The 21,837-nt window shown below is 37.8% G+C and carries 21 protein-coding genes and 1 pseudogene; 5 read left to right on the top strand and 17 right to left on the bottom strand.

Annotation, left to right across the window (positions count from 1 at the left end):
* Positions 1-578 precede the first annotated feature (578 nt).
* Complete coding sequence (locus FD46_RS02870; protein ID WP_057895688.1) at positions 579-827, bottom strand: GlsB/YeaQ/YmgE family stress response membrane protein; 249 nt, start codon at positions 825-827, stop codon at positions 579-581.
* A gap of 1,010 nt (positions 828-1,837) precedes the next feature.
* On the opposite strand from FD46_RS02870, the gene trpB reads away from it, so the two are divergent.
* Positions 1,838-3,025 carry a tryptophan synthase subunit beta gene (gene trpB / locus FD46_RS02880; protein WP_057895690.1) on the top strand — a complete coding sequence of 396 codons (1,188 nt, stop codon included), beginning with the start codon at positions 1,838-1,840 and terminating at the stop codon, positions 3,023-3,025.
* A 434-nt stretch (positions 3,026-3,459) separates the two neighbouring features.
* On the opposite strand, the gene FD46_RS02885 is transcribed toward trpB, so the two are convergent.
* The 8 genes from FD46_RS02885 to FD46_RS02920 all read right to left on the bottom strand — a co-directional run bounded on the left by FD46_RS02885 (position 3,460) and on the right by FD46_RS02920 (position 10,074).
* Positions 3,460-4,593: an amidohydrolase gene (locus FD46_RS02885; protein WP_057895691.1), complete on the bottom strand. Its 1,134-nt coding sequence runs from the start codon at positions 4,591-4,593 to the stop codon at positions 3,460-3,462.
* A gap of 29 nt (positions 4,594-4,622) precedes the next feature.
* Positions 4,623-5,360, bottom strand: a complete 738-nt coding sequence (locus FD46_RS02890; protein WP_057895692.1) for an amino acid ABC transporter ATP-binding protein — start codon at positions 5,358-5,360, stop codon at positions 4,623-4,625.
* Positions 5,293-6,036 (bottom strand): amino acid ABC transporter permease, encoded by a 744-nt coding sequence (locus FD46_RS02895; RefSeq protein ID WP_057895693.1) that lies wholly within the window; start codon positions 6,034-6,036, stop codon positions 5,293-5,295. The genes FD46_RS02890 and FD46_RS02895 overlap by 68 nt, the downstream gene beginning before the upstream one ends.
* A gap of 6 nt (positions 6,037-6,042) precedes the next feature.
* Positions 6,043-6,594: a GNAT family N-acetyltransferase gene (locus tag FD46_RS02900; RefSeq protein WP_057895694.1), complete on the bottom strand. Its 552-nt coding sequence runs from the start codon at positions 6,592-6,594 to the stop codon at positions 6,043-6,045.
* Positions 6,595-6,807: 213 nt separating this feature from the next.
* On the bottom strand, positions 6,808-7,611 hold the full coding sequence (locus tag FD46_RS02905; RefSeq protein ID WP_057895695.1) for a transporter substrate-binding domain-containing protein: 804 nt from the start codon (positions 7,609-7,611) through the stop codon (positions 6,808-6,810).
* A gap of 54 nt (positions 7,612-7,665) precedes the next feature.
* Complete coding sequence (locus FD46_RS02910) at positions 7,666-8,682, bottom strand: MmgE/PrpD family protein (RefSeq protein ID WP_057895696.1); 1,017 nt, start codon at positions 8,680-8,682, stop codon at positions 7,666-7,668.
* A 2-nt stretch (positions 8,683-8,684) separates the two neighbouring features.
* Entirely contained in the window at positions 8,685-9,008 is a 324-nt protein-coding gene (locus FD46_RS02915; protein WP_057895697.1) for a hypothetical protein, read from the bottom strand.
* Positions 8,986-10,074: a glutathione S-transferase C-terminal domain-containing protein gene (locus FD46_RS02920; protein WP_057895698.1), complete on the bottom strand. Its 1,089-nt coding sequence runs from the start codon at positions 10,072-10,074 to the stop codon at positions 8,986-8,988. The genes FD46_RS02915 and FD46_RS02920 overlap by 23 nt, the downstream gene beginning before the upstream one ends.
* A 1,358-nt stretch (positions 10,075-11,432) precedes the next feature.
* Here FD46_RS02920 and FD46_RS02925 point away from each other — a divergent pair.
* Positions 11,433-12,857, top strand: a complete 1,425-nt coding sequence (locus tag FD46_RS02925; protein ID WP_057895699.1) for an aspartate ammonia-lyase — start codon at positions 11,433-11,435, stop codon at positions 12,855-12,857.
* Between the two features lie 508 nt (positions 12,858-13,365).
* Here the strand turns inward: FD46_RS02925 and FD46_RS10655 are convergent.
* The 8 genes from FD46_RS10655 to FD46_RS02935 form a co-directional block, all read right to left on the bottom strand.
* Positions 13,366-13,494, bottom strand: coding sequence for a hypothetical protein (locus tag FD46_RS10655; RefSeq protein ID WP_268872841.1), 129 nt, complete (start codon positions 13,492-13,494; stop codon positions 13,366-13,368).
* 245 nt (positions 13,495-13,739) lie between these two features.
* Positions 13,740-14,000 (bottom strand): hypothetical protein, encoded by a 261-nt coding sequence (locus FD46_RS10330; RefSeq protein ID WP_157047078.1) that lies wholly within the window; start codon positions 13,998-14,000, stop codon positions 13,740-13,742.
* 15 nt (positions 14,001-14,015) lie between these two features.
* The gene (locus FD46_RS10165) at positions 14,016-14,189 is read right to left on the bottom strand and encodes an MFS transporter (protein WP_268872843.1); all 174 of its coding nucleotides are present in this window, start codon (positions 14,187-14,189) and stop codon (positions 14,016-14,018) included.
* Positions 14,190-14,204: 15 nt separating this feature from the next.
* Entirely contained in the window at positions 14,205-14,330 is a 126-nt protein-coding gene (locus FD46_RS10660) for a hypothetical protein (RefSeq protein ID WP_268872842.1), read from the bottom strand.
* A 77-nt stretch (positions 14,331-14,407) separates the two neighbouring features.
* Complete coding sequence (locus FD46_RS10535) at positions 14,408-14,548, bottom strand: hypothetical protein (RefSeq protein ID WP_235805540.1); 141 nt, start codon at positions 14,546-14,548, stop codon at positions 14,408-14,410.
* 254 nt (positions 14,549-14,802) lie between these two features.
* The gene (locus FD46_RS10725) at positions 14,803-14,901 is read right to left on the bottom strand and encodes a TetR/AcrR family transcriptional regulator (RefSeq protein WP_420805340.1); all 99 of its coding nucleotides are present in this window, start codon (positions 14,899-14,901) and stop codon (positions 14,803-14,805) included.
* Between the two features lie 310 nt (positions 14,902-15,211).
* Positions 15,212-15,766 (bottom strand): GNAT family N-acetyltransferase, encoded by a 555-nt coding sequence (locus tag FD46_RS02930; RefSeq protein ID WP_083479351.1) that lies wholly within the window; start codon positions 15,764-15,766, stop codon positions 15,212-15,214.
* A 45-nt stretch (positions 15,767-15,811) separates the two neighbouring features.
* Positions 15,812-16,531 (bottom strand): gamma-glutamyl-gamma-aminobutyrate hydrolase family protein, encoded by a 720-nt coding sequence (locus tag FD46_RS02935; protein ID WP_057895700.1) that lies wholly within the window; start codon positions 16,529-16,531, stop codon positions 15,812-15,814.
* 535 nt (positions 16,532-17,066) lie between these two features.
* On the opposite strand from FD46_RS02935, the gene FD46_RS02940 reads away from it, so the two are divergent.
* The 3 genes and pseudogenes from FD46_RS02940 (at position 17,067) to FD46_RS02950 (ending at position 21,724) form a co-directional block, all read left to right on the top strand.
* Positions 17,067-18,683 (top strand): peptide ABC transporter substrate-binding protein, encoded by a 1,617-nt coding sequence (locus FD46_RS02940; RefSeq protein WP_057895701.1) that lies wholly within the window; start codon positions 17,067-17,069, stop codon positions 18,681-18,683.
* 119 nt (positions 18,684-18,802) lie between these two features.
* Positions 18,803-19,872: pseudogene (locus FD46_RS10175) on the top strand (IS3 family transposase).
* A gap of 559 nt (positions 19,873-20,431) precedes the next feature.
* The gene (locus FD46_RS02950) at positions 20,432-21,724 is read left to right on the top strand and encodes a D-serine ammonia-lyase (RefSeq protein ID WP_187329015.1); all 1,293 of its coding nucleotides are present in this window, start codon (positions 20,432-20,434) and stop codon (positions 21,722-21,724) included.
* Positions 21,725-21,837 lie beyond the last annotated feature (113 nt).

Genomic DNA, 21,837 nt, shown 5'->3' on the forward strand with positions numbered 1-21,837 from the left:
GGGTGGTTTATTGTTTCGCACACTAGCGAGCTCAACTAGGTCTAAAGACAATAAAAAAAAACTGAGCCAAAACATAAGTTTTGACTCAGACCTTTTGTTTAATCTGCAATATGCGCATTAACATGCTCTAATAGCTCATACTGGATTATTTAATACAAATTGAATCCAAAAATACATGTCCTTCGAAGTTATCAAACCGCTTTGACGCATATTCAATTTGCTTTTTTTGTTCAGTACTCTCCCAATTCTTAATATCATTCATTAGACATTCATTTGAGTCATACGACTTAAAAAACAAATTCTTTTTATCTGATCTATTTTCATTCAACACCCATTTATTTACGTACGTAGAATTTTTTAACTCTTTTGGAACCCACATCGTAAAATCTGTGTTATTTCTTAATATCCATTTCATAATTAATCATCCACCTTAATTTTGATGCCACTGTTCAACTGCGTTCTTATTAGTAATGAAGCAAAATTGCTGTTTAGCTGCTTAAAATCTTCAGCTGCAATCTCAGCTTTAACTTAAGAATCCTGTGTGGTTCATCAATTACGGCGATAACTCTATGTCCGCTTTAATGAGCCATTTTAGAAAGAATAAAGGAAACTATTAATACAACTATCACTGCGCCTATAATTGAAGGGATGATAGCCATTCCTGCGAGACTCGGCCCCCAAGAACCTAAAATTGCTTGCCCGACAGATGCTCCGACTAAACCGGCAATAATGTTACCGATCCACCCCATTGCTGCACCTTTGTTAGTAATTGCTCCTGCAATGACACCGATAATGGCACCTACAATTAAAACCCATAACCAATACATATTTTATTTCCCCCTAAGGCCCCTTACAGGCCAGTAATTTTGTAGCCGTTTCTAACACTATTTCAATAATGCCTCTAAAAATTGATACTTAATAACAAACTTAAAAAAAATAAGCCAATCCTTAACCTGTTCCACCACCTTCTAAATCAGCTTTTGTATAATCGTTGTCACCCTTAAGCTCATAGAAACCGGCCCTCCCAGTAAATAAAAATATTAAGCTTGGTTTAATTTGCCAACTTTTGGTTCAAGCTTACATGTAAGAGTAGCATTTACAATTACAACTGTCAAAGATCTTGTTTGCAGTTTTAAAATTATAAACGTTTTTTTGAAGTACTTCATGTAAAATCTGTTTCTCAAAAAAGACACAAAAAAACAGTCCAGCAAGATAAAGTTTAAGCTTTTTACACTTTTCTTTTCATCTTTTTTCGATCTAACTAACTCTATCTTTAACAATCTTGGAGTTTTCCAACATCACTATTGACTTCATTAATTATCTCGCTGGACTGCTGTAAAATAAGGGATTTCCCAAACTCTAACCTCTTTTCTAACTGCCTTGCGACAGCTCTTTTTGTTCGGCTAACATACAAGTACATCGCCGAACCTTCGATTATAGCGTTTGCTATAATCCCTTACACTTTGTAGTATACAGTATTTTGAATTTTTTGCAAGCGTTTGCAACTACTAATAAAATGCCCATTTTTAAAATTACTTATTGACATATCACCTCTTCTATAGCATACTATGAGCAACTTTTAAAGAGAGGATGAATCATATTATGAAATTTACTTTTAACATCTGGCAAAGCTGGCGTAGCTGAAAGTAAGTTTACCATTTGCGTAGACTTGCTTTAATTCTTTGGTTTTAAAGAGAGTCTATGCTGGTATGATGATTCCTGAACGACAGAGATCTATCTAACCGCGTAGTCTGCACACTATGCGGTTTTTTGTTATTTCATTTTATCCATACACTCTCTTCTTGCAATTATTAACTAGTAAAAGGAGAACATAAAAATGACAACTACAATAAAAAAAGGTTACTTTGGTGAATTTGGCGGACAATTTGTCCCCGCACAAGTAAAAAAAGCGTTAAATGAACTTGAAAAGACATATTTCAAATACAAGGATGACAAAGCTTTCAAAGACGAATTAGCATACTACCTTCACGATTATTCGGGCCGCAAAACGCCTCTTTACTACGCTGAAAGTCTGACCAAATACCTTGGGGGCGCCAAAATATATTTAAAGCGCGAAGATTTAAACCACTTAGGTGCTCATAAACTGAATAATGTTTTAGGCCAAATACTACTTGCCAAACGTCAAGGCAAAAAAAAAGTTGTTGCTGAAACCGGCGCTGGGCAACATGGTGTCGCAACAGCGGCAGCAGCAGCTAAGTTTGGGATGAAATGTGATATTTTCATGGGCGCTGAGGACACTGCACGGCAAAGACTGAACGTTTTCAGAATGGAATTGATGGGAGCAACAGTACACTCTGTTACAGCAGGAACAGCAACCTTAAAAAATGCAGTTGATGCGGCTTTAAATTATTTTGCTGAGCATCTTGATGACACTTTCTATGTCCTTGGTTCTGCAGTTGGTCCTTATCCTTATCCAATGATTGTTAAAGATTTTCAAAGTGTAATCAGTAAGGAAGCCCGCGAGCAAATTCTTAGCAAAGAGGGACGTTTGCCAGATGCAGTCCTTGCCTGCGTCGGCGGCGGTTCGAATGCGATCGGAATGTTTGCAGAGTTTATTGCTGACAAAAATGTTCGCCTGATTGGAGCTGAAGCAGCTGGCAAGGGCGTTAATTCTCCAGAAAATGCTGCAACGATGACTAATGGCACAATTGGAATTTCTGATGGTATGAAAACTTATGTTCTGCAGGACGAAAAGGGAAATGTTTTGCCAGCATATTCAATTTCGGCTGGACTTGATTATCCAGGTGTTGGCCCTGAACACGCATTTCTCAAGGATTCTCACCGTGCTGAATACGTACCAATCACAGATAAAGAAGCAGTAGCTGCTTTTGAACTTCTTTCCAAAACTGAAGGAATTATCCCTGCATTAGAAAGTGCCCATGCTCTTGCAGAAGCAATTAAGCTGGTCCCGACAATGGATAAAGAACAGCTCGTTATCGTTAATGTTTCTGGACGCGGTGACAAAGATGTCGAACAGGTTGCACGTTTCATGAAAAAATTATGATTAGCAAGATTCCTGAGATATTTCAATACGCAATATTGTAAATTAGTATCAAGTGCGAATTACTCGTAGCACAGAAAAAGACTGACTATTGAAACATGTCAATGTGCTTATTGCAGATTAAAATAAAGTGGCTGGGTCAAAAGTGAAATTTTAGCCTAGTTACTCTACTTATTCCGGATAAACGTGTGACATAAGTCAAAATTTTCCGTCTAACCTCGAATTACTCATAGCAAATTATTCGCTATGAGTAATTTCTTGTTAGTACTCAAATTTTACCGACTTATGTCACACTCTCTTTATTACCTGCCAATATTCAAACTTTTCAACCTGCTCAAAAGATTTTAAAATACTGCGTACAACAATTTTCCAACCTTACGAACAGAGTATCTTTTCCTTATTTGCTATTGCATAATCCTTTAGTTGTGCATCTCAAACTAAAGTTCACGTAAAAAACGTTTAGCAACCCAGTAATACCATTTTGCGGCTGGCAATAACCCTGCATCATCAACTTTCAAATCAGAATGATGCCAGTCAGAGCTTGCATTACTGCCAATAAAAGCAAAAACACTGGGGACTCGCTGGCTGAAGTATGAAAAGTCTTCGCCGGCATTAGAAGGCTGAGGAAAAACTAATTTTAAATGTTTTTTTGTCTCGTCAGCCGCGATGCGCGTCAACTCCTCATCATTATTGACGACATCAGGACCGGCTATCCACTCGACAGACGCACGTACTCCAAAAGAAGCAGCTTGTCCAGCAACTATTTCTTTAAAGCGTTCCTGAGCTGTTTGCCTTGCACTCTTGGAAAAAGTACGTACGGTCCCTTCAAACCACGCTTCTTCAGGTAAAACATTCCATGTATTGCCTCCTGCAATATGCGTAACTGAGACAACTGCGGATTGTTGGGGATCTTCACTTCGACTCACAATTGACTGCAAAGCACTGACCGTAGTTGCCAATACCAGAATTGAATCTCTGCCCAGTTGTGGCATTGCTGCGTGAGTGCCGATTCCGTGAAAGACTACTTTAAATTGATCTACTGCTGCCATCAAACCGCCAGGTAGAATACCGATTTCACCGGCATTCAAGTCTGGTTTATTGTGAAACCCGATAATAGCATCCATGTCCTTTATTCCGCCTGCTGCCTCAACTTCTTGTGCACCTGAATGGGTTTCTTCAGCCGGCTGAAAGATAAGCCTCGCGGTTCCGCCTAAAGAATCTTTTTCAGCGGCTAAAAGTACGGCTGCACCCAACAATGCCGCCATGTGAAAATCATGTCCGCAAGCGTGCATTACTCCAGTATTTTGCGAAGCAAACGGTAGGTGTGTTGTTTCTTCAATAGGCAGCGCATCAATATCCGAGCGTAAACCGACTATCGGCTGCCCCTTTCCAATTTCAGCAATTACTCCTGTGTTCAGGCTGCTGGGCGTAATAATCCGATACCCAAGTTTTTTTAACTCCTGTGTTAAAAACTTAGTTGTTGTGAATTCTTGATCTGAGATTTCAGGATGCTGATGCAAAAAATGTCGCTTTTGAATTATTTCTTTTTCAAGTTGTGTATCTATAACCATGTTTGTCTGCTCCTTACGTTAACGTATTTTTATGTCAACGAATTAATAAATTGATCAATTCGTTTTGAAGTTTGTCCAGCTAATAACTCTCTAGCGTCCCCTTGATCAAGAATTTCTCCTCTTTCAAGAAAAACGGCATTATCAGCAATTTGACGTGCAAATTCCATCTCATGCGTTACCAGTACCATAGTGATTCTCTCTTGGGCCAGGCCAGCAATAGTATGCAGCACACTTCCAACTAACTCAGGATCTAATGCTGAGGTAGGTTCATCTAATAAAACGACACGCGGCTTAACTGCGATTGCACGTGCGATAGATACTCGCTGCTGCTGACCCCCAGATAATTTTACCGGGTACTGGTCAGCTGCCTCACTCAGCCCAACTTTATTCAGAATTGATACAGCCTGTTCGTCAGCACTTTTTTTATCAGCCAGCCCGCTATAAATCAAGGGATTAGCCACATTTTCTTTAACAGTTAAATTTTTAAACAGATTAAACTGTTGAAAGACCATGGAGGAATTCTTTCTTAAGTCACGGATAGTTTTAATATCAATTTTTCCTGCTCTTGCGCTTACGTCTGCAACCTTAATAGAACCTGCAGTGGGTAATTGCAAGAGATTTAAAGTACGCAGCAGGGTAGTTTTTCCAGAACCGCTGGGCCCGATAAAGACAGTCACAGTTCCAGCTTCAATCTTTAAATTAATGTGTTTCAAAATCTGTTTCTTTCCCAAATTGACCGAAAGATCTTTCAACTCGATTAGCGCCATCTAAATCCCTCCGATATGGTTTGCCTAAAGCCCGTTCTGCTAACCCTTGCAGCCAAGTGTAAATAATGATTAATATCCAGTATAAGATACCGACTGCTAGGTAAGTCTCAAAGTATCTAAAAGATTCTCCTGCTAACATCTTTCCTTCTCCGAATAGTTCAGTCAGTCCCAAAGTAAAAGCCAACGAGGTCTCTTTTAGTAAACTGACAAAAGTGTTACCAGTTGCAGGTAAAGCATTTAAAGCTGCTTGTGGAAAAATCACATGTCTAAATAATGTAAAGCGAGGAATATTCAATGATTGCCCTGCTTCTATCTGCCCCACATCGACAGAAGCAAAAGCAGCTCGAAAAATTTCAGCCAGATAAGCAGATTCCTTAAATCCCAGACCCGCAATAGCTGCTAATAAAGCAGGTACTCCACGCAATGACGGAAAAAGCTGCGGAAGGCCATAGTAAATTAAAAATAACTGTACTAAAGTCGGCATTCCGCGAAAAAGAGAAACATAGATATTAGCAAACCATTTTAAAAAAGGAAAAGCTGTCAGTTGCAATGAAGTGATAATCATTCCAAGCAAAACTGCCAAAAGCATTGCAAAAACTGCCATCACTAAAGTAATAGGAAGATATGCAGGCAATTGCAGAAATATTTTGATAAAATACTGCCAACTAAAATTCACTTATCATCAGCCCCTTTGCTTTTTTGTAATAATCAACTTCTTTAAACGGTTATTTTTTAATTCAGTTAACGCTTCTACATCCAAAACTTTCAGTAAGTAGACTGTTTCGTGATCCGCATATTTTCTTACCCGCTCAAATGGCTGAAAACCTAGAGTTTGGTATGCTTGCTGCAGCCATGGATGCTCACTTGCAGTTCCTAACGTAACCGCTGAAGCATGCAGTTCTTGTTGAATATACTTGGAAATTACTTCTTCTATAATTTTTTTAGCATACCCTCGCCGCGTAAAAGCCGGTGAAGTCGCTATCCAGCCTAAATGAGGCAATTGAAAGGGGCCTGGATTTGCAGACCACGGTAGCCGAACTGAAATTGTCGTTACTAATCTGCCGCCAATCCAATAGCCAAAGACTGGGGTAGTTTTTAAATGAGCTATGACTTTCTCTTCTTCAACAGCTGCCGCAGTAAAATGAATTCCTAAGATCTCATCACTTTGGTAAGCTTGATGCAGTAAAGTTGTTAATTCAGCAGCATTTACTGCCCTTATTTTCTCAAGATGCATCTTCAGCACTTCCTTTAAACTAAAATGATTTCCAGCTGTTTAAGAAAAAAGCTTTTGCATTTATACACAGATTGTATAAGGCAAAAGCTTTCAAACAGAGCTGTGCTAACTTTTGAAAGAGATTAATTCCAACTAATAATCAGACACTGCTGTAAACAGGTTTAAATATCATTACAACTGATGAATGGAACTGCTCATTACCAATTTTCCGCACTATTTTAAATTTTGAGTGATATCGTACCCAAAATACTTATTGGAAAGTTTTGCAATCGTTCCATCTTGCTTTAATTTGGCAATCTCACTATTAAATTTTTCTTCCAGTTTCTTGCCCCTCACATCCTTAGTAAAAGGAAATGCAATCTTTACCGTGGCAGCATTTCCATTAAGGATCTTCCAGTTATATCCTTTTTTCTTGATGAGAGCAGCTAAATTATTACGTGTGTTTATTACCCCATCGACGTGTCCAACTAGCAAAGCCTGATAAATATCATCACGTCCTTCAAAAGTTTTAATATTAATTTTTGAATCGTATGCTTTTAAATTTTCAGTATTATTAGAAGCAACTGCGCCCGCCACCGTTTTTCCTTCTAGATCCTTCAGAGTTTTATAACTTGTCTTTTTTGCAACTGCTACAGTTGTCTCTTCAGTATTATAAGGATTAGAAAAACGATATTTTTCAGTCCTTTCAGTAGTAATGGCAACATCATTCGCGATTGTATCAATTTTGCCGTTATCTAATTGACCAAATAAACCGTCAAAATCTCCAGTAATCCAATTTGATTTATAGCCCAGCTTCTTAGCAATTATATTTGCTAAATCAACATCAAAACCTACCAGCTTCCCATCTTTTTTATAAGCAGTTGGAAAACTGGTTCCTGTTGCTGCAAACGTAAGTACTTTTTTATTTTCATTAGTTGAACTAGTTCCTTGAGTTTTCCCCAACTGAACTGTCGTCAAAAAAATCAATATTGCAGCAATAATTACTCCAGCTCCGATTAATAAACCTTTTCTTTTCATATTTTTTCCTCATTATTAGTTTAATATTCCGCCACTGTAAAATATATTCCTACGTTATTTGCCCAATTGTTGTTTCAACTCGCTGACCATCCATTTGGGATTCGTGAACTTCGAGCAAAAATTAATCCATTCAGGTCCTGAAACCATAACCTGCAGGTGTAATTGCTCCAACAGCTTTTTGCGACTAAGCGGACACTTTGGAGAACCTTCAGGAAAAGAAACCTGAACTGATTCAAAATTCCCTGACTTAAGTTTCACCGTAAGCTTTGTTGGGCGTGCAGCTGAATCAGATGTTTCAAGATCGTTCTTATGACTCACACAAGGCTGCCACTTCACAAAATTTTTTGATACTTTAGGACATTCAAAAAGTTCGTCACTAACATCGCCACTTCTAAAAACCTGCCAGATAATGTATTCAATTGAAAACTTGCCTTCCTTGCCTGTCATCGGCAACCGATATCGCAGCGCATGGTCTCCTCCGCTTGGAAAATGGACATTTACAGTTTGACAATCTTTTGTTCGAATTCCCCTTTGATAAAGAATTTTAGCTGCATCATAGCCTGACATTGCTGCTGAACAAAAAGGGTGTTGTTTAAACCACAAACCTGGTTGGCTGATCTCCGCGGGATGCAACCATAACTTACACATTTCTTGGGCTGAAAAATCTATTCCTGCGATCGTTTTAAACCAGCCGCGCGTATTGCTGAAAGGATCCTCGTTAGCCTTAAATCCGTTTTCAACAAGTACATAAGCGCTAACAGCATCTCGTGCAGCCATCCCAGCATTAAATGGTTTACCATCGCTTCCTGCTTGAATCTCAAGCCCGCTTGTTTGAGTTGCAGCTAGTGAAAGCAGACTGCACATTTGTTTTACCGTTACTTTTTTGTATACTCCAACTGCTGCTGCAGCTGCCAAGGTTCCGATCATCCCAGTAGTATGCCATCCTCGCAAAGCAAGTTGCGGATTCAACAATTTACCAAATTTACCAGCTAACTCGACACCCTGGATAAAGGCCCACAAAAAATCTTTTAATTTATCGTCAGGTGCAGTTATGGAAAATAATGCTGACATAATTACAGCACTAGGATGGCCGCGAAAGTGTGCTTGAGTATCAAATCAAGAAAATGAGCTGTAAATCCATTTACAAAGGCAGCTCTTTCCGGTGTTAAAGCATCGTTAGATATTATGGGCAGCCTCTCATTTTGTCTCTTATAAAAACTCAGTAATTGCTGTACCTCTTTCAACTTTTCAGCACGCCGTAACACAGTTAAATAGTTTATTAGTGCATCCTGCGCATAATTAGTGAACCAACCATTTTCAATTTTGTTCAGTAAAGTTTCTGCAAGCAGACTAGTATTTGTTTCCTGAAAAGAACTATTCAAATCGGTTTCGATCATTTGGTTCCTCCCAAATGCTCAAATCTGGTCCTTTAGGAATGATTCTTTTTAAATCACTGATTGGTGTATGATCTACCTGATAGAAACGCTTCTTAATTGCATCGAAATCAGTATTGTTTTTAAATGCCGGCAAAGAGTAAAGATCTTTTGCATAATTCCAAAGGTTAGGATAGTCAACTAAACGTTTTTTATTTACGTAGTATTTTTGGTAAAAAACTGTGTCAAAGCGGACTAAAGTTACAAATAAACGGATGTCCGAGTCAGTAATCTGATTGCCAAAAAGATATCGTTGATTATTCAAACGTTCTTCCAACCAATCCAGCCGGTTAAATACTCGGTCATAATATTTTTCATAATCGGCTTGAGAGCGTGCCAATCCTGCTTCATTAACTGCAGCATTTATATCCGTATAAAGAATTTTGTTTAGTGCATCAATATCTGCTTGAAGATCTTCTGGATAAACATCTGGTGCTTGAGGAGCCTGGTACTCTTTCCATGCAATTGCCAGTTCATCAATCAAGGTATTGTAATTATTGTTGATTACCTTGCCAGTTTCAACATCTACAAGTGCTGGTACAGTCGTACGAATCTTATATGTCGGATCCGCTTGCAGGTAGCTTTCAGACAAAGCCTTGATATGCAGAACCGGATCTTCATTATTTTCGTCCAGTGTAAAGAACCAATCACCGACAACACCCGCTGGACGCAAAGGGTCTACGACCCCTTTTGAAATTACTTCATCCAGCCCCAGAAGATCAATTGCGATTGCAATCCTTGTAGCCCAAGGGCAGTGCTTAGACCAAATCAAACGGTATTTTCCAGGTTTTACAGCAAGCGTGCCATCCGTAAAAAGCTGATTAAATTGTGGTGCTTGACTTAACTCGTATTTTTTTCGTTCATTAAAATTGGATTTAACTGGCTGATTATCATAGTTTTTCTGCTTTTGATCAGCCCGAGGGTTGGCTACTCGGCTTTTCGAAAAGTCTATCGGGCAAGCAGAAAGTTTTTCTGTAACATCAATTTTTGTTAATTCACTAGCTAAAACAGTTTCTTTTATTTTAGTCATTGTTTATTCCCCGCATTCATAAATGTAAAGTGGTTTAACGTTCACAACATTTCACGACAAGTAAAGTAATATTTACATATCGCTTTTAAATAGTGTTGATAAAAAAGTGTGTACCGCTAAAAATTATTATCTACATTCGGGTACTTCTCCGTCCGGCTCCCCGCCATAGTGCCAGCCATTTATTGACTTTATGCTGTCTTAATCTGCACATCTTCAATCTCCTCCAAATAAAAAACCCCGCAGTCGTTTTAGACTACGAGGCGATTTCATCGCGGTACCACTCGTCATTCAAATACTGAGTTCCCTCAATATTTCTTATTGGATCTTTCAGCTTCAAGCTTATTATCTCTGCACTTTAACGGGCACTGCCGCCAACTGCTTATTTTTCAACTCACAGCTGGAAAACCTCAGAAAAGACCATCTTCAAGTGTATTTCATTGGCTAATCTCAGCTAGTAAGCCTCTCTGTTTATGAAAAAAACACTTTACTCATCTTTTGATAAATATTTTTCAATACAATAATTTAATGCCGTTTAGTTTGGGACTGGATTAAAACTTATGTTTTGGCCCAGCTTCTTTATATTCAGTTTCAATAGTCAGCCCTTTTCGTTTATATATGACAAACAAAAAGCCCCTTACAAACTATTACAGCTTGTAAGGGACGAAAAAAATCGCGGTACCACCCTTAATTCGTGTCAACCAAACAAGTTGACACCTCAACAGTACATCTTAATACTTGGGAAATTAACGGTTCCTACCGAACACTCAGCTTCCACCGAATGATTCTTTTTCAAAGTTCATCTTCGCTCTTACATTCAATATCCATTTTCAGCTTTCCTGGATTCTCTACAAAAAAACGTAAAAACTACTCTTCTTTTCATAAGATGATTAATATTTGATTAATAATGTTAAGTGAATTCTAATCTGATTTCATGACCTTGTCAACAGTTTTTTGAAATAATTTCAAGACAATTAATATCATCAAAAGATGCCTAGAAAGAAAAATATTTGCGTTAAATAAAAACACTACATATGCACAACCACCCTTAACCAAGACATTCAGCAAATTTCACTTTTTAATACGCACACTGCTTAACAGATTTCAAAAATTTTTAGTAGTTCAATTCAAAAAAATATACCGCTAAAGTTGTTTCAAACACTGTTATTAAAAACTTTAATTGTAAAACCAACTTCATATAGTTAAAAAATCATAAGCACAAACTATAGTAAAATTAAGTTCACTCAATTCAATTCTTTGCTAACCAAGAACTCTCCTTCAACCCCTATCCTATAATTGGTATATGTGTTAAATTATTGCACATAGAAAAAAATTCTTTTAAAAAAGAGGTTATTAAGCTAATGCGAGTTGAAAAAGATTCAATTGGTACAGTAAATATTCCAGATGAAGCTTACTATGGAATTCATTCTAAAAGAGCACAATTAAATTTTCCTATCACAGATGAAAAAGTCCATCCGTTACTGCTGAAAAGTTTACTCTTAGTAAAAATAGCCTGTGCACAGGCTAACTATGGAGCAGATAATCTTTCCTATAAAAAGTATCAGGCAATCACTACTGCCGCAAAACAAGTCTATGCTAATTTTACTGATTACCAAGCTGAATTTATTGTACCTGCAATCCAGGGCGGAGCAGGTACCAGTACCAACATGAATGTTAACGAAGTTGTTGCTAATCGTGCTTTGGAATTAATGGGTCATGCTAAGGGTGATTACCATTTCTTACACCCTAATGATGATGTCAACCGTGGTCAATCAACCAATGACGTTTATCCAACCGGTGCCCACCTAGCATTACTGAAACTCAATCAAACATTAATTACAGAGATAGATCAACTTGTTACTCTTCTCAGCAATCTTGCTGTAAAACATCAAAAAACTCTTAAGTTAGGAAGAACTCAGCTGGAAGATGCTGTTCCAACTACCTATGGTGCTGCTTTCAGTGCATACAAAAATCTTTTTAGCCGTGCTTTGCAACGTATCAAACAAGCAAATGAAGCTTTGTTTGCGATTCCGCTTGGAGGAACTGCGATTGGCACGGGACTTACCGCTGTGCCTCAATATATTACAAAAGTAGTTCCTTTTTTAGCTAAACTAACGGGATTAGACTTAAAACAAGCTGATAATTTACCGGATGCAGTACAAAACACTGACTGTTTTTTAATGACAGCAGATGCATATAAAAATCTTGCAGTTGGTCTTTCAAAAATGTCTAATGACTTGAGATTGCTTGGGAGCGGTCCACGAGCTGGTCTTGGAGAACTGGCTTTGCCTAAAGTGCAAGCTGGTTCTTCAATTATGCCGGGTAAAATCAATCCCGTAATTCCTGAAGTTATCAATCAAATTGCTTTTCAAGTCATTGGTTACAACAGCACCATCACTATGTGCAGTGAAGCCGGTCAATTAGAACTAAATGCTTTTGAGCCAGTAATGTTCCACGATCTCTTTGATGCCGCGCAATTACTGCAAAAAGGAATCAGGACTCTCAGCGACAGGTGCCTCAAAGATCTTAAAGTCAATACAAAGCGCTGTGTACAATTAACTGAAAGTTCAGCAGAGATTGCCACAATCTTAGCTCCCAAATTAGGTTATGTACGTGCAACTTCACTTGTCAAAACCGCTCTTGAACAAAATACTTCCATCCGGGCACTTCTAAAAGAACAGCTCAAGTTATCGCCAGCTGAAATCGAAAAATTACTTGCTCCTCAAACTTTGTTAGGCAGTTTAAATAATATTAAAAAAGTACAGCCCACAAGTTCTGCTCTTTAATTAGTTGTTGGCTTATTTGTTTTTTCAATTAAATCTTGCACTTGAAAAGATGCAATATTATTGAACATTGAAAAGCATGCTACTTTAAAAAGATATCATCTCAAAATGAGCTATATCCCAACTAACTTTAAGGGATATAGCTCGGTTTTTAAAAACATATTGGTAGCTTGTTACTAAGAAATCTTTGCAGCAAAAAAATCTTTGCAGCAAAAAAATCTTTCGCTATACCCTGTTTCTTAATTATAGCCATTAAGTTTTTATCCTTGGGAGACTTGCTACTCTATTGCTAAAATCAACCAGTTTGCTCAAATTCATTTTTTATCAATCAATAATCTTGCTGGCAAAACAAGCAGTAGCAGTGTCATTAAAACCATGCAGCCTAACCCAATCCAAAATCCTGAACTAATTGCCGAACTCAAAAGACCAGCTAATGACCTAAAAATTGGTTTAAGTATCTGCCGAATTTCCAAGGGGAGCTTTAATAAAATCTTTGCTAAAAATCCAGAATTTAAATAATAGTTTCATGTTTAAGAACACCTATCATTGATGAAGGTGTTTGCTGCCATTTAAAATTATTCAACCAATTTTGAAGATGATTAGTCACAATTGTCATGGCAATTGTTGGTAAGGCCGTCATCCCAATTGTTTTAAAAAATTGAGCAGCTCCTGTAACTGCCCCGATTTAATCTTGTTTAAAGTTACTTTGAGCTAAGGATGAAAATGTTGGAATGCAAGCTCCCATTTCAATGCCGACAACCATTAAGCCCAATAAGATTATCGAACTGTTAGTTGAAATCGTTAACTTGGTTAATGGATAATTGCCAGCAATGCTTAACAAGCCACCTAAAATGGTAATTACCTTATATCGTTTAGTTTTTTCAACTACAATTCACTAACATTGAAATTATCATTGCAATCATCATAGGTGTTAAGAAACTGCTTGCAGGTTGCGATGAATGATGGTGAACTGTTCTTAAATATAACGGAACAAACGTTAAAATGACTGCTAACACGCCATTCGCCAAAACTTGGGCCGAAAACACTCGTAACAATTCCCATAGAACCAAGAATTCCTATATATTTAGTCTGCTTAGTTGGTGAAAACAATAGTCCAACCGCAGCCAATGAATTAGAAATTAACACACCACCGCCAATTTCTTAAATTGCTCTACCGCTAATCAATACCCAAATGTTGGAGGCAGCTGCAGCTAACAATGAACCAATCAGAAATGTAAAAATTCCAAATAAATAAATTTTTTTAAAACCATAAATATCTGATAATTTACCCAGTAATGGAATCGCAATCGCCATTGTTAAGAAATAAATTGTAATTGACCAAGTATAATACTATTCTCCTTGAAGAGCTGAAATAATCTTAGGCATGGCAGTCGAAACAACCAATAAGTCCAAACTTGATGCCAAGATTGCTAGACTTAGTCCGAATAGAATGCTAAAACGCTGTTTTGGTTTCATTGAGAAGCTCCTTTGACTTGTTAAACCGACCAGTTGGTTTAATTTTTGCAAAATAAAAATAAATTCTAAAAAAATATCTATTTATCACTTTTGCTAATTATAAAAGTAAAATGTCGTTTCAATATTTGATCAGCTGTTGGCAAACCAATACTTTCTGAAGCATAACTAATCATTACTCCTTCAACCAGATCCATAATCACTTGAGCTAACTCAGACATTTGACCAGCAAGATCAAATCTTACTAATTGCTTAATGATAGCTGAAAGAATTTGCTTTTCTGATTTTTAACGTAAAATTTTTACACTCTCTAGTCTCTGAGTTGCTTCTGTGATAAAAATCAGAAGGTTTATAATTTCTTCCCGTTTTTCTGCAGACTTAATCAGCTTGAGCAAATAATTTCAATAAGCCTCTAAAAAGGCCCCCATCGAAGAAACAGTTTGGCAAAAAAGCCTTGAGTCCCAATCTGATATGCTCACGACAAATAATCTTGAACTGTCTGTTCATATAAATCATCTTTGGATTTAAAATAATGGTAAATAGCTCCCTTGGACATCCCTGACTCTGCTACAATTTAATTCATCGAAATACCATTATAACCATGCTTGATAAAAGCAGTTAATGCAACTTCAAGAATCTTTTTACGACTATTTTGCATATCAATCTCCTTATAAACCAACTGGTCGGTTCTTGATAGTTATAATCGCATAAATAAAATTTTCGATACCAGAAAAATCACAACTTCTAAATACCTTGTGAATTTTCAAAAGTAAAAGTTTCAGCATAATTAAAAAACCCTGCTTCTGGAATATAAAAACGCCCTAAAGAACTTAATCTTTAAAGGACGTAAATTTTACTATGCTTTTCTAATTTATCAATACTCATTATTTTTTTAAATATGATAACGGTTTGTTAACCTCAACTTTAGTTCCATAGTACTTATCTTTAAGGGGTGCCTGAATAGACTTCTTCATCGTATACCAGATCTCAGCAGCATGCTGCGAAGAAGAAATTCCAGTATTACAATAACCATTGTGTTCATAAAAACGGATCCGTGATTGCAAGCAGGTTAACACTATACTTTTGCGACCTTTTGTCCGGGCTGTTTCTTCCAATGCCGCCAGAAGATGACTGCCGATATGCTTTCTTCGCCATTGAGGGGCAACTGCAATTGTTAGGATCATCTGATTACCGCCGAATGGCAAATTGTCAACTGCCCGTTCATACATCCAGTCTGAAAGCTCGCTTTCTTGCACTGCAGGTCCGCAGACAAAACCGATTGCAGCGCTATTTTCACGTGCTACTAAAAATGTTCCCGCAAAATGAGCAATTCTGTCCAAATACTGAATACGAGTACCCGCCTCAGCGGCAGAAAAACCAGCTTGTTCAATTGCGATAATTTGGTCTATGTCTTTAGGGGTAACTGTAGTGATCTCCATTATCGTCTATCTTCTCTTTTCTGACTAATTAAGAGCAAAAAATTATTATTTCAGGCTTCCTACAAAGCTGTCAAAAAACTGCTGCATTTTAGGATCAGCTGCTGCCAGCATTTCCGGATGCCACTGAACTGCAAGAATCTGATCACTGTCTTTGCTTTCCAGCCCTTCCATTACACCGTCTTTGGCAAATGCAGCTGCTTTCAATCCCGCAGCAATATTGCGAACAGCTTGATGATGACGACTGTTAACCAACTGACGCGAACCATACAGTCTGTTCAAACGTGTGCCGCTTTCAAATTCCACGTAATGTGTCGGCTCTGCGGTTGGAGCAGCTTGAAAATGCTTAATTAGATGCTCAGTTTGATTGCCATATTCACTTTCCAGATCCTGGTAAACTGTTCCGCCCAGTGCAATGTTGATTACCTGCATCCCACGGCAAATTCCCAGCATTTTTTTGCCGGCAACCAATGCTCTTTTTACCAAAGCCAATTCTAAGCGATCACGTTTAATATCGCTAAAGCCCATCTTAACATGGGGTTCTTCCCCATAAAAAGCGGGTAAAACGTCCGGTCCACCGGTAAAGAAGAAACCATCGCAAACACTTAAATAATAATCTAAGGACCCGATTGCCTGACTTGGAATCATGAGTGGAGTGCCGCCTGCTTTAATGATTCCGTTTATATCAGCCTCATTAACGTAATAACGAGGCGTTCCTTTAATACTGGCAATCCCTGCTGGAATCCCAACTATGACATTTTCACTCATAAAATTCCACCCATTCTCTCTAAAATTTGCATATTTTATTAATTGTATCTTAATAATAGCAAATTCTCATATTTTTTAAAGGTCAATTCAAATCGCCCCCTTATAAAAGATTTTAATCAGTTTAAAATTCATAATTGCAAACAGACTTGCAGCAAGTTCAAAATATCATCTTTATTTTTATTAAATTATCCTCAAAAGTATTTGAAGCACCAGCTCATACCATGGTAACAATTTTAGACTTGAATAATTAATTATTGACAGATTCTAATTAAACAACTACTCTAAAATTAACATCGATAGTTGATAAGTTTGAGAGGAGCTTCTGCGATGATTTACGAACACTATTCATTAATGTGTAATTGCTGTTCATGTTGTGAAATGCACAACATGTTCTTTGAATTGCCGTTCGTGAAGCAGAATCACTCTATTTGCTAGAAAAATTTTTATTTTTCGTAGTAGAGCCTTCAGTCACGAATAGACTGGAGGCTCTTTTTATTTACTTGATAATGTTATTTTTAATTGTAGGGGGAGTATCATGAAAAAGGGATTATTAGCACTAGCCGGTGTTGCTTTAACAACTGCAGTGTTCCTGACAGCTTGCGGAAAAAGTAGCTCTTCAAGCAGCAGTTCGAAGCAAATCTTAAATGTAGCATCTAATGCCGAAATGGCAACACTCAACACTATTAAATATAGTGACACTACCAGTCTGGAGGCTTTGCAGAATTCGTTCGAAGGCTTATATCGTTTCAATTCAAAAAATAAGCCGGTGCTTGCTGGAGCAGCCAACGTTTCTGTCAGCAAGGATCAAAAAACTTACACATTTAATTTACGTAAAAATGCCAAGTGGTCAAATGGTGATGCTGTAACCGCTGAAGACTACGTATATGCTTGGCGCAAGATGGTTGATCCAAAATCAGCATCGCCTAATTCCCAGCGCTTTCAACCAATTAAAAACGGCACTCAAATTGCAGCCGGCAAATTAGCACCTAAAGAGCTTGGCATCAAGGCTCTCGGAAATTATAAACTCCAAATCACTTTGGAATCTCCTATCAGTTATTTCTCAGAACTGATGACCGGAGCACCTTTTTATCCGCAAGACAAAAAGGTTGCTGAAAAATATGGCAGCAACTACGGTACTACTTCAGCAAAAGCTGTTTACAATGGTCCCTTTACGGTTGCCAACTGGACAGGTACTAATCTCAAATGGAATTACGTGAAAAACAAAGATTATTGGGATAAGAAAAATGTTAAACTCAATAAGGTTAACGTGCAAGTCGTGAAAGATGCTGCCACCGGCGGAAATCTCTACAAGACTAACAAACTCGACTATGTAATGTTGACAACTGATTATATTAAACAATATGAACGTACAGCCGGCTATCATTCCAAACCGATTCCGTTAATCGGTTCTCTGTCGTTTAACGTTCACCGTAGTACAACTGCAAACGTTCATTTCCGCAAAGCGATTGCAATGGGCTTCGATAAAAAAACATTGGTTAACAACGTCCTGCATGTCGGCTCCTCGTTAAATGGAATTGTACCGAAGAATTTTGCTTATAATTCTAAAACAGGCGATGATTATCGGCAAAATGCTGGTAACATGCTGAGTTACAACTTGAAAGAAGCACGGCAGCAATGGGCCGAAGCCAAGAAAGAACTCGGCAAAAATAAAATTACGATTCAATTGCTGACCTCTGATACGACAGATTCCAAACAGATTGGCGCATACCTGCAAAGCAAACTGGAAACCAATTTGCCCGGCTTAACTGTGGAACTGCGCTCGATTCCGTTGAAGTCCCGCTTAGCAGCAACTACTGCCTATAACTACGATATCGTTTACGGTACTTGGCAGCCGGACTATGCCGATCCGGTCAACTTCATCAGCGATGGCGGACAGTATCATTTAGATGATGACTACAATAACAGCAACTTCCGCAACCTGTTGAATCAAGCAGCTACTACCTACGCAACTAATCCTACAAAACGTTGGGATACTTTGATCCAAGCAGAGAAGCAGTTGCTGCAAAAAGATGCATTCACTGCTCCTGTCTATCAAGGTGGTATGTCATACCTGCTGAAAAACAAGGTTAAGGGCTTGCAGATTTCACCTTATGGGACAGTGCTGTTTTACCGTAATGTGGAGATTAAGTAGAAACTATTTCTAACCGCTCAGCGAATTAACATAAAGTTAGTAAAACTGCTCCTATCCTAGTATTTGGTACACAAATGTCTAAATATTTGTGTACCAAATACTAGGATAGGAGTTTTTATATGAAACGATATACTGATGATTTTAAAGCGAGCATTATCAAAATGTACACCGAGGAAAAGAGATCTGTGCGTTCTCTTTCAGAAGAATATGCAGTGTCTCCTGCATCAATTCATAACTGGATTAAAGATGCAAAATCTGTTGAACTTGATGATGGAACTGAAGTTACTTCTAAAGAATTTAAAAAATTACAAAAAGAGAACCAACGTCTCAAGGAGGAATTGGAGATTTTAAAAGCTGAGGCGGTGTTACTGGGAAAGCATTAGGGCGAGTTAAAACTCTTGTTTTCGTTAAGATTCAGTTATCCTATCACCGCCTATCCTTAATACTTTCAACTTTAAGATTAGCTCGCAGCACCTATTACCATTGGTTGAACTATCGACCTAGTCAACACGATCGTGTTGACCGTCATTTAAAAGAAATCATTCGAAAAATTTGGGAAGAAAACTATCGCGCTTATGGTTATCCAAGAATCAAACTAGCATTAAGTAGACTGGAAATTATAGTTGGTGTCAAACGAATTTTTCGGCTAATGCAAGAAATGAAGATTCACTCTCTCATGCATCGACGTTTTAAAAAAACTGGTACTCATGTTGATTATTTACAACGTCCCAATCTGATTAAAAACAAGCCAAAAGCTAGTACTTGGCGAGCTAATATTACTTATCTTGAGCTACGACCTGGAACTTAGGTATATCTTAGTTCAGTGTATGAGCCAAAGGCTCATAAGATACTCGCATATAAAATAGGACGACAGATGAATGTCAAACTAGTAGTAGACACAGTTAACTAAGCACTTGAACATCATAAAAGGCCAGCATATTTTCATTCAGATATGGGTTCACAATATACGAGCTGTGATGTTGAAAACTTGCTTAGACGACATCAAATCTTCCATTCATATTCTAAGCAAGGATATCCTTACGATAATAGCCCAATAGAAGCTTTTCACTCATTATTAAAACGAGAATTTGTTTTTCAAACGCACTTCTCAAGCTTTGAGGACTTAATTCTCAGAATCTCAAATTATATTAATTGGTTCAACACTGAAAGAATCAGAACAAGTGTCTAGAAAAACATGTACCAAATATTGACTTAGGAGCACCATGCCAATTGTAGTTTTTCTAACTTTGTTTGTCTCATAATAAAAATAGCCCACTGATCTTCTCAATATAAGTAAGGCCTTACCATTCAAAGCCTACTGTCTTTTAAATATTCTTGTATTTAAAAATCTCAAAATGATTATACTTAACTTAAAGTATAGCTTTCCCCTTAAATAACCACACTTCTTTCTTTGATTTGTATATTATTACTGCCCACTTATATGAGATAAAATTACCATTGCTAAAATTAGGTAATATTATCTTTTTAAAGTGAACCAACAAATTTCACTTCTTTTTTTAATAACCAAAAAAACCGTCATACTTAATTAAACTAACAAAATTAACTTCTTTAACTGGATTATTAATTAAAATCTCACTTTTAACCGTTCCTAAAACATTTCAGTGTATATTAGATCTAAACAACTAGATTGTGTGCAGTGCTTATTTCTTCTAAAGCACGCATATGAACCAATAATATTCATAATTTTACGCCATTTTCAAAAACAATATTGAGAGGATTAGATAATCGTGAATAACACGTCATTAATTACAGCATATCCGCAAGTCAAAGATCTCATGGATGAAAAACCAATTTTTTGGCGAAATCCAGATTATGGTCAGCCTGCTGATCTGCCGTTTTCCAAAGCAGATATTTTTGATGCAGTTGCAAGATGGGAAAGATTTGCTCCTTATTTGGAGAAAGTTTTCCCTGAAACAGCAGCAGCTCATGGAGTTATCGAGTCCCCGCTGATCAGACTTGATCAGCTGCAAGACAGTTGGTCTGAAGTAACCGACCAGAAGCTGCCTGGCAGATTATTTTTAAAAGCTGATAGTCAATTACCTATTTCAGGATCCATTAAATCACGCGGAGGCATTTATGAAGTTTTAAAATTTGCTGAACACGTTGCAATGGCCAAATCAGACCTTGTCTATCAAGACAATTATCAAGTGTTGGCAAGTGAAAAATACCGGAATATATTTTCAAGCTATGGCGTCATTGTTGCTTCTACTGGAAACCTTGCACTGAGCGTCGGCATTGCAGCAGCCTCATTCGGGTTCAAAACCACTGTTTACATGTCCCACGATGCTCGTCAGTGGAAAAAAGACAAATTACGGAACCATGGTGTCACTGTTAAAGAATTCAACACTGATTTTTCCAATGTAATTACTCAAGCAAGAAAAGACAGCTTAGCGGATCCTAGTATCCATTTCGTAGACGACGAAGGCTCTAGTGATTTGTTCTTAGGCTATGCTGTTGCGGCAGTGGGTTTACAGAAACAATTGAAGGAACAGCATGTTAAAATCGATCACGAACATCCGGTCGTAGTTTACTTGCCGGCAGGTGTCGGCGGCAGCCCAAGTGGAGTCACATTCGGTTTGAAGACAATCGTCGGGCCTTATATTCATGCGATCTTCTGCGAACCTGTTCATGTACCTTCAGTAACCTTGGGAATGATGACTAAGCTGAATAATAAAATCTGCGTTCAAGACATCGGTTTAGACGGACTGACAGCAGCAGATGGATTAGCGGTCAGCCGACCATCCAGGTTAGCCGGTAAAGTAATGCGTACACTATTATTCGGCAGTGTCACATTTAAAGATAGCGAAATATATCGTTTTGCTGCAAAGTTAATGGATACACATCAGATTACAGTTGAGCCTTCAGCCGCTGCTGGTTTTACCGCAATCACACCATTGATTAACAACATTCCGGTATTCAATAATGAGAACACCACGCATATTGTATGGGCAACTGGTGGTAATATGATGCCGGAAAGCGAACGCGTGGCAAATTACAATAAAGGAAAAGTATTACTATAAGAAAGTAGTCCAAAGTACTGTTATTAACTGGTTCTCCATCCTAAATTAACAATATACTGGATCATAAGTACCGATAATAAATAGGGGCTGAGTCAAAAGTTAACTTTTGACTC

Origin of the sequence: Liquorilactobacillus oeni DSM 19972 (genome assembly GCF_001436275.1) — a bacterium.
Lineage (GTDB): Bacteria > Bacillota > Bacilli > Lactobacillales > Lactobacillaceae > Liquorilactobacillus > Liquorilactobacillus oeni.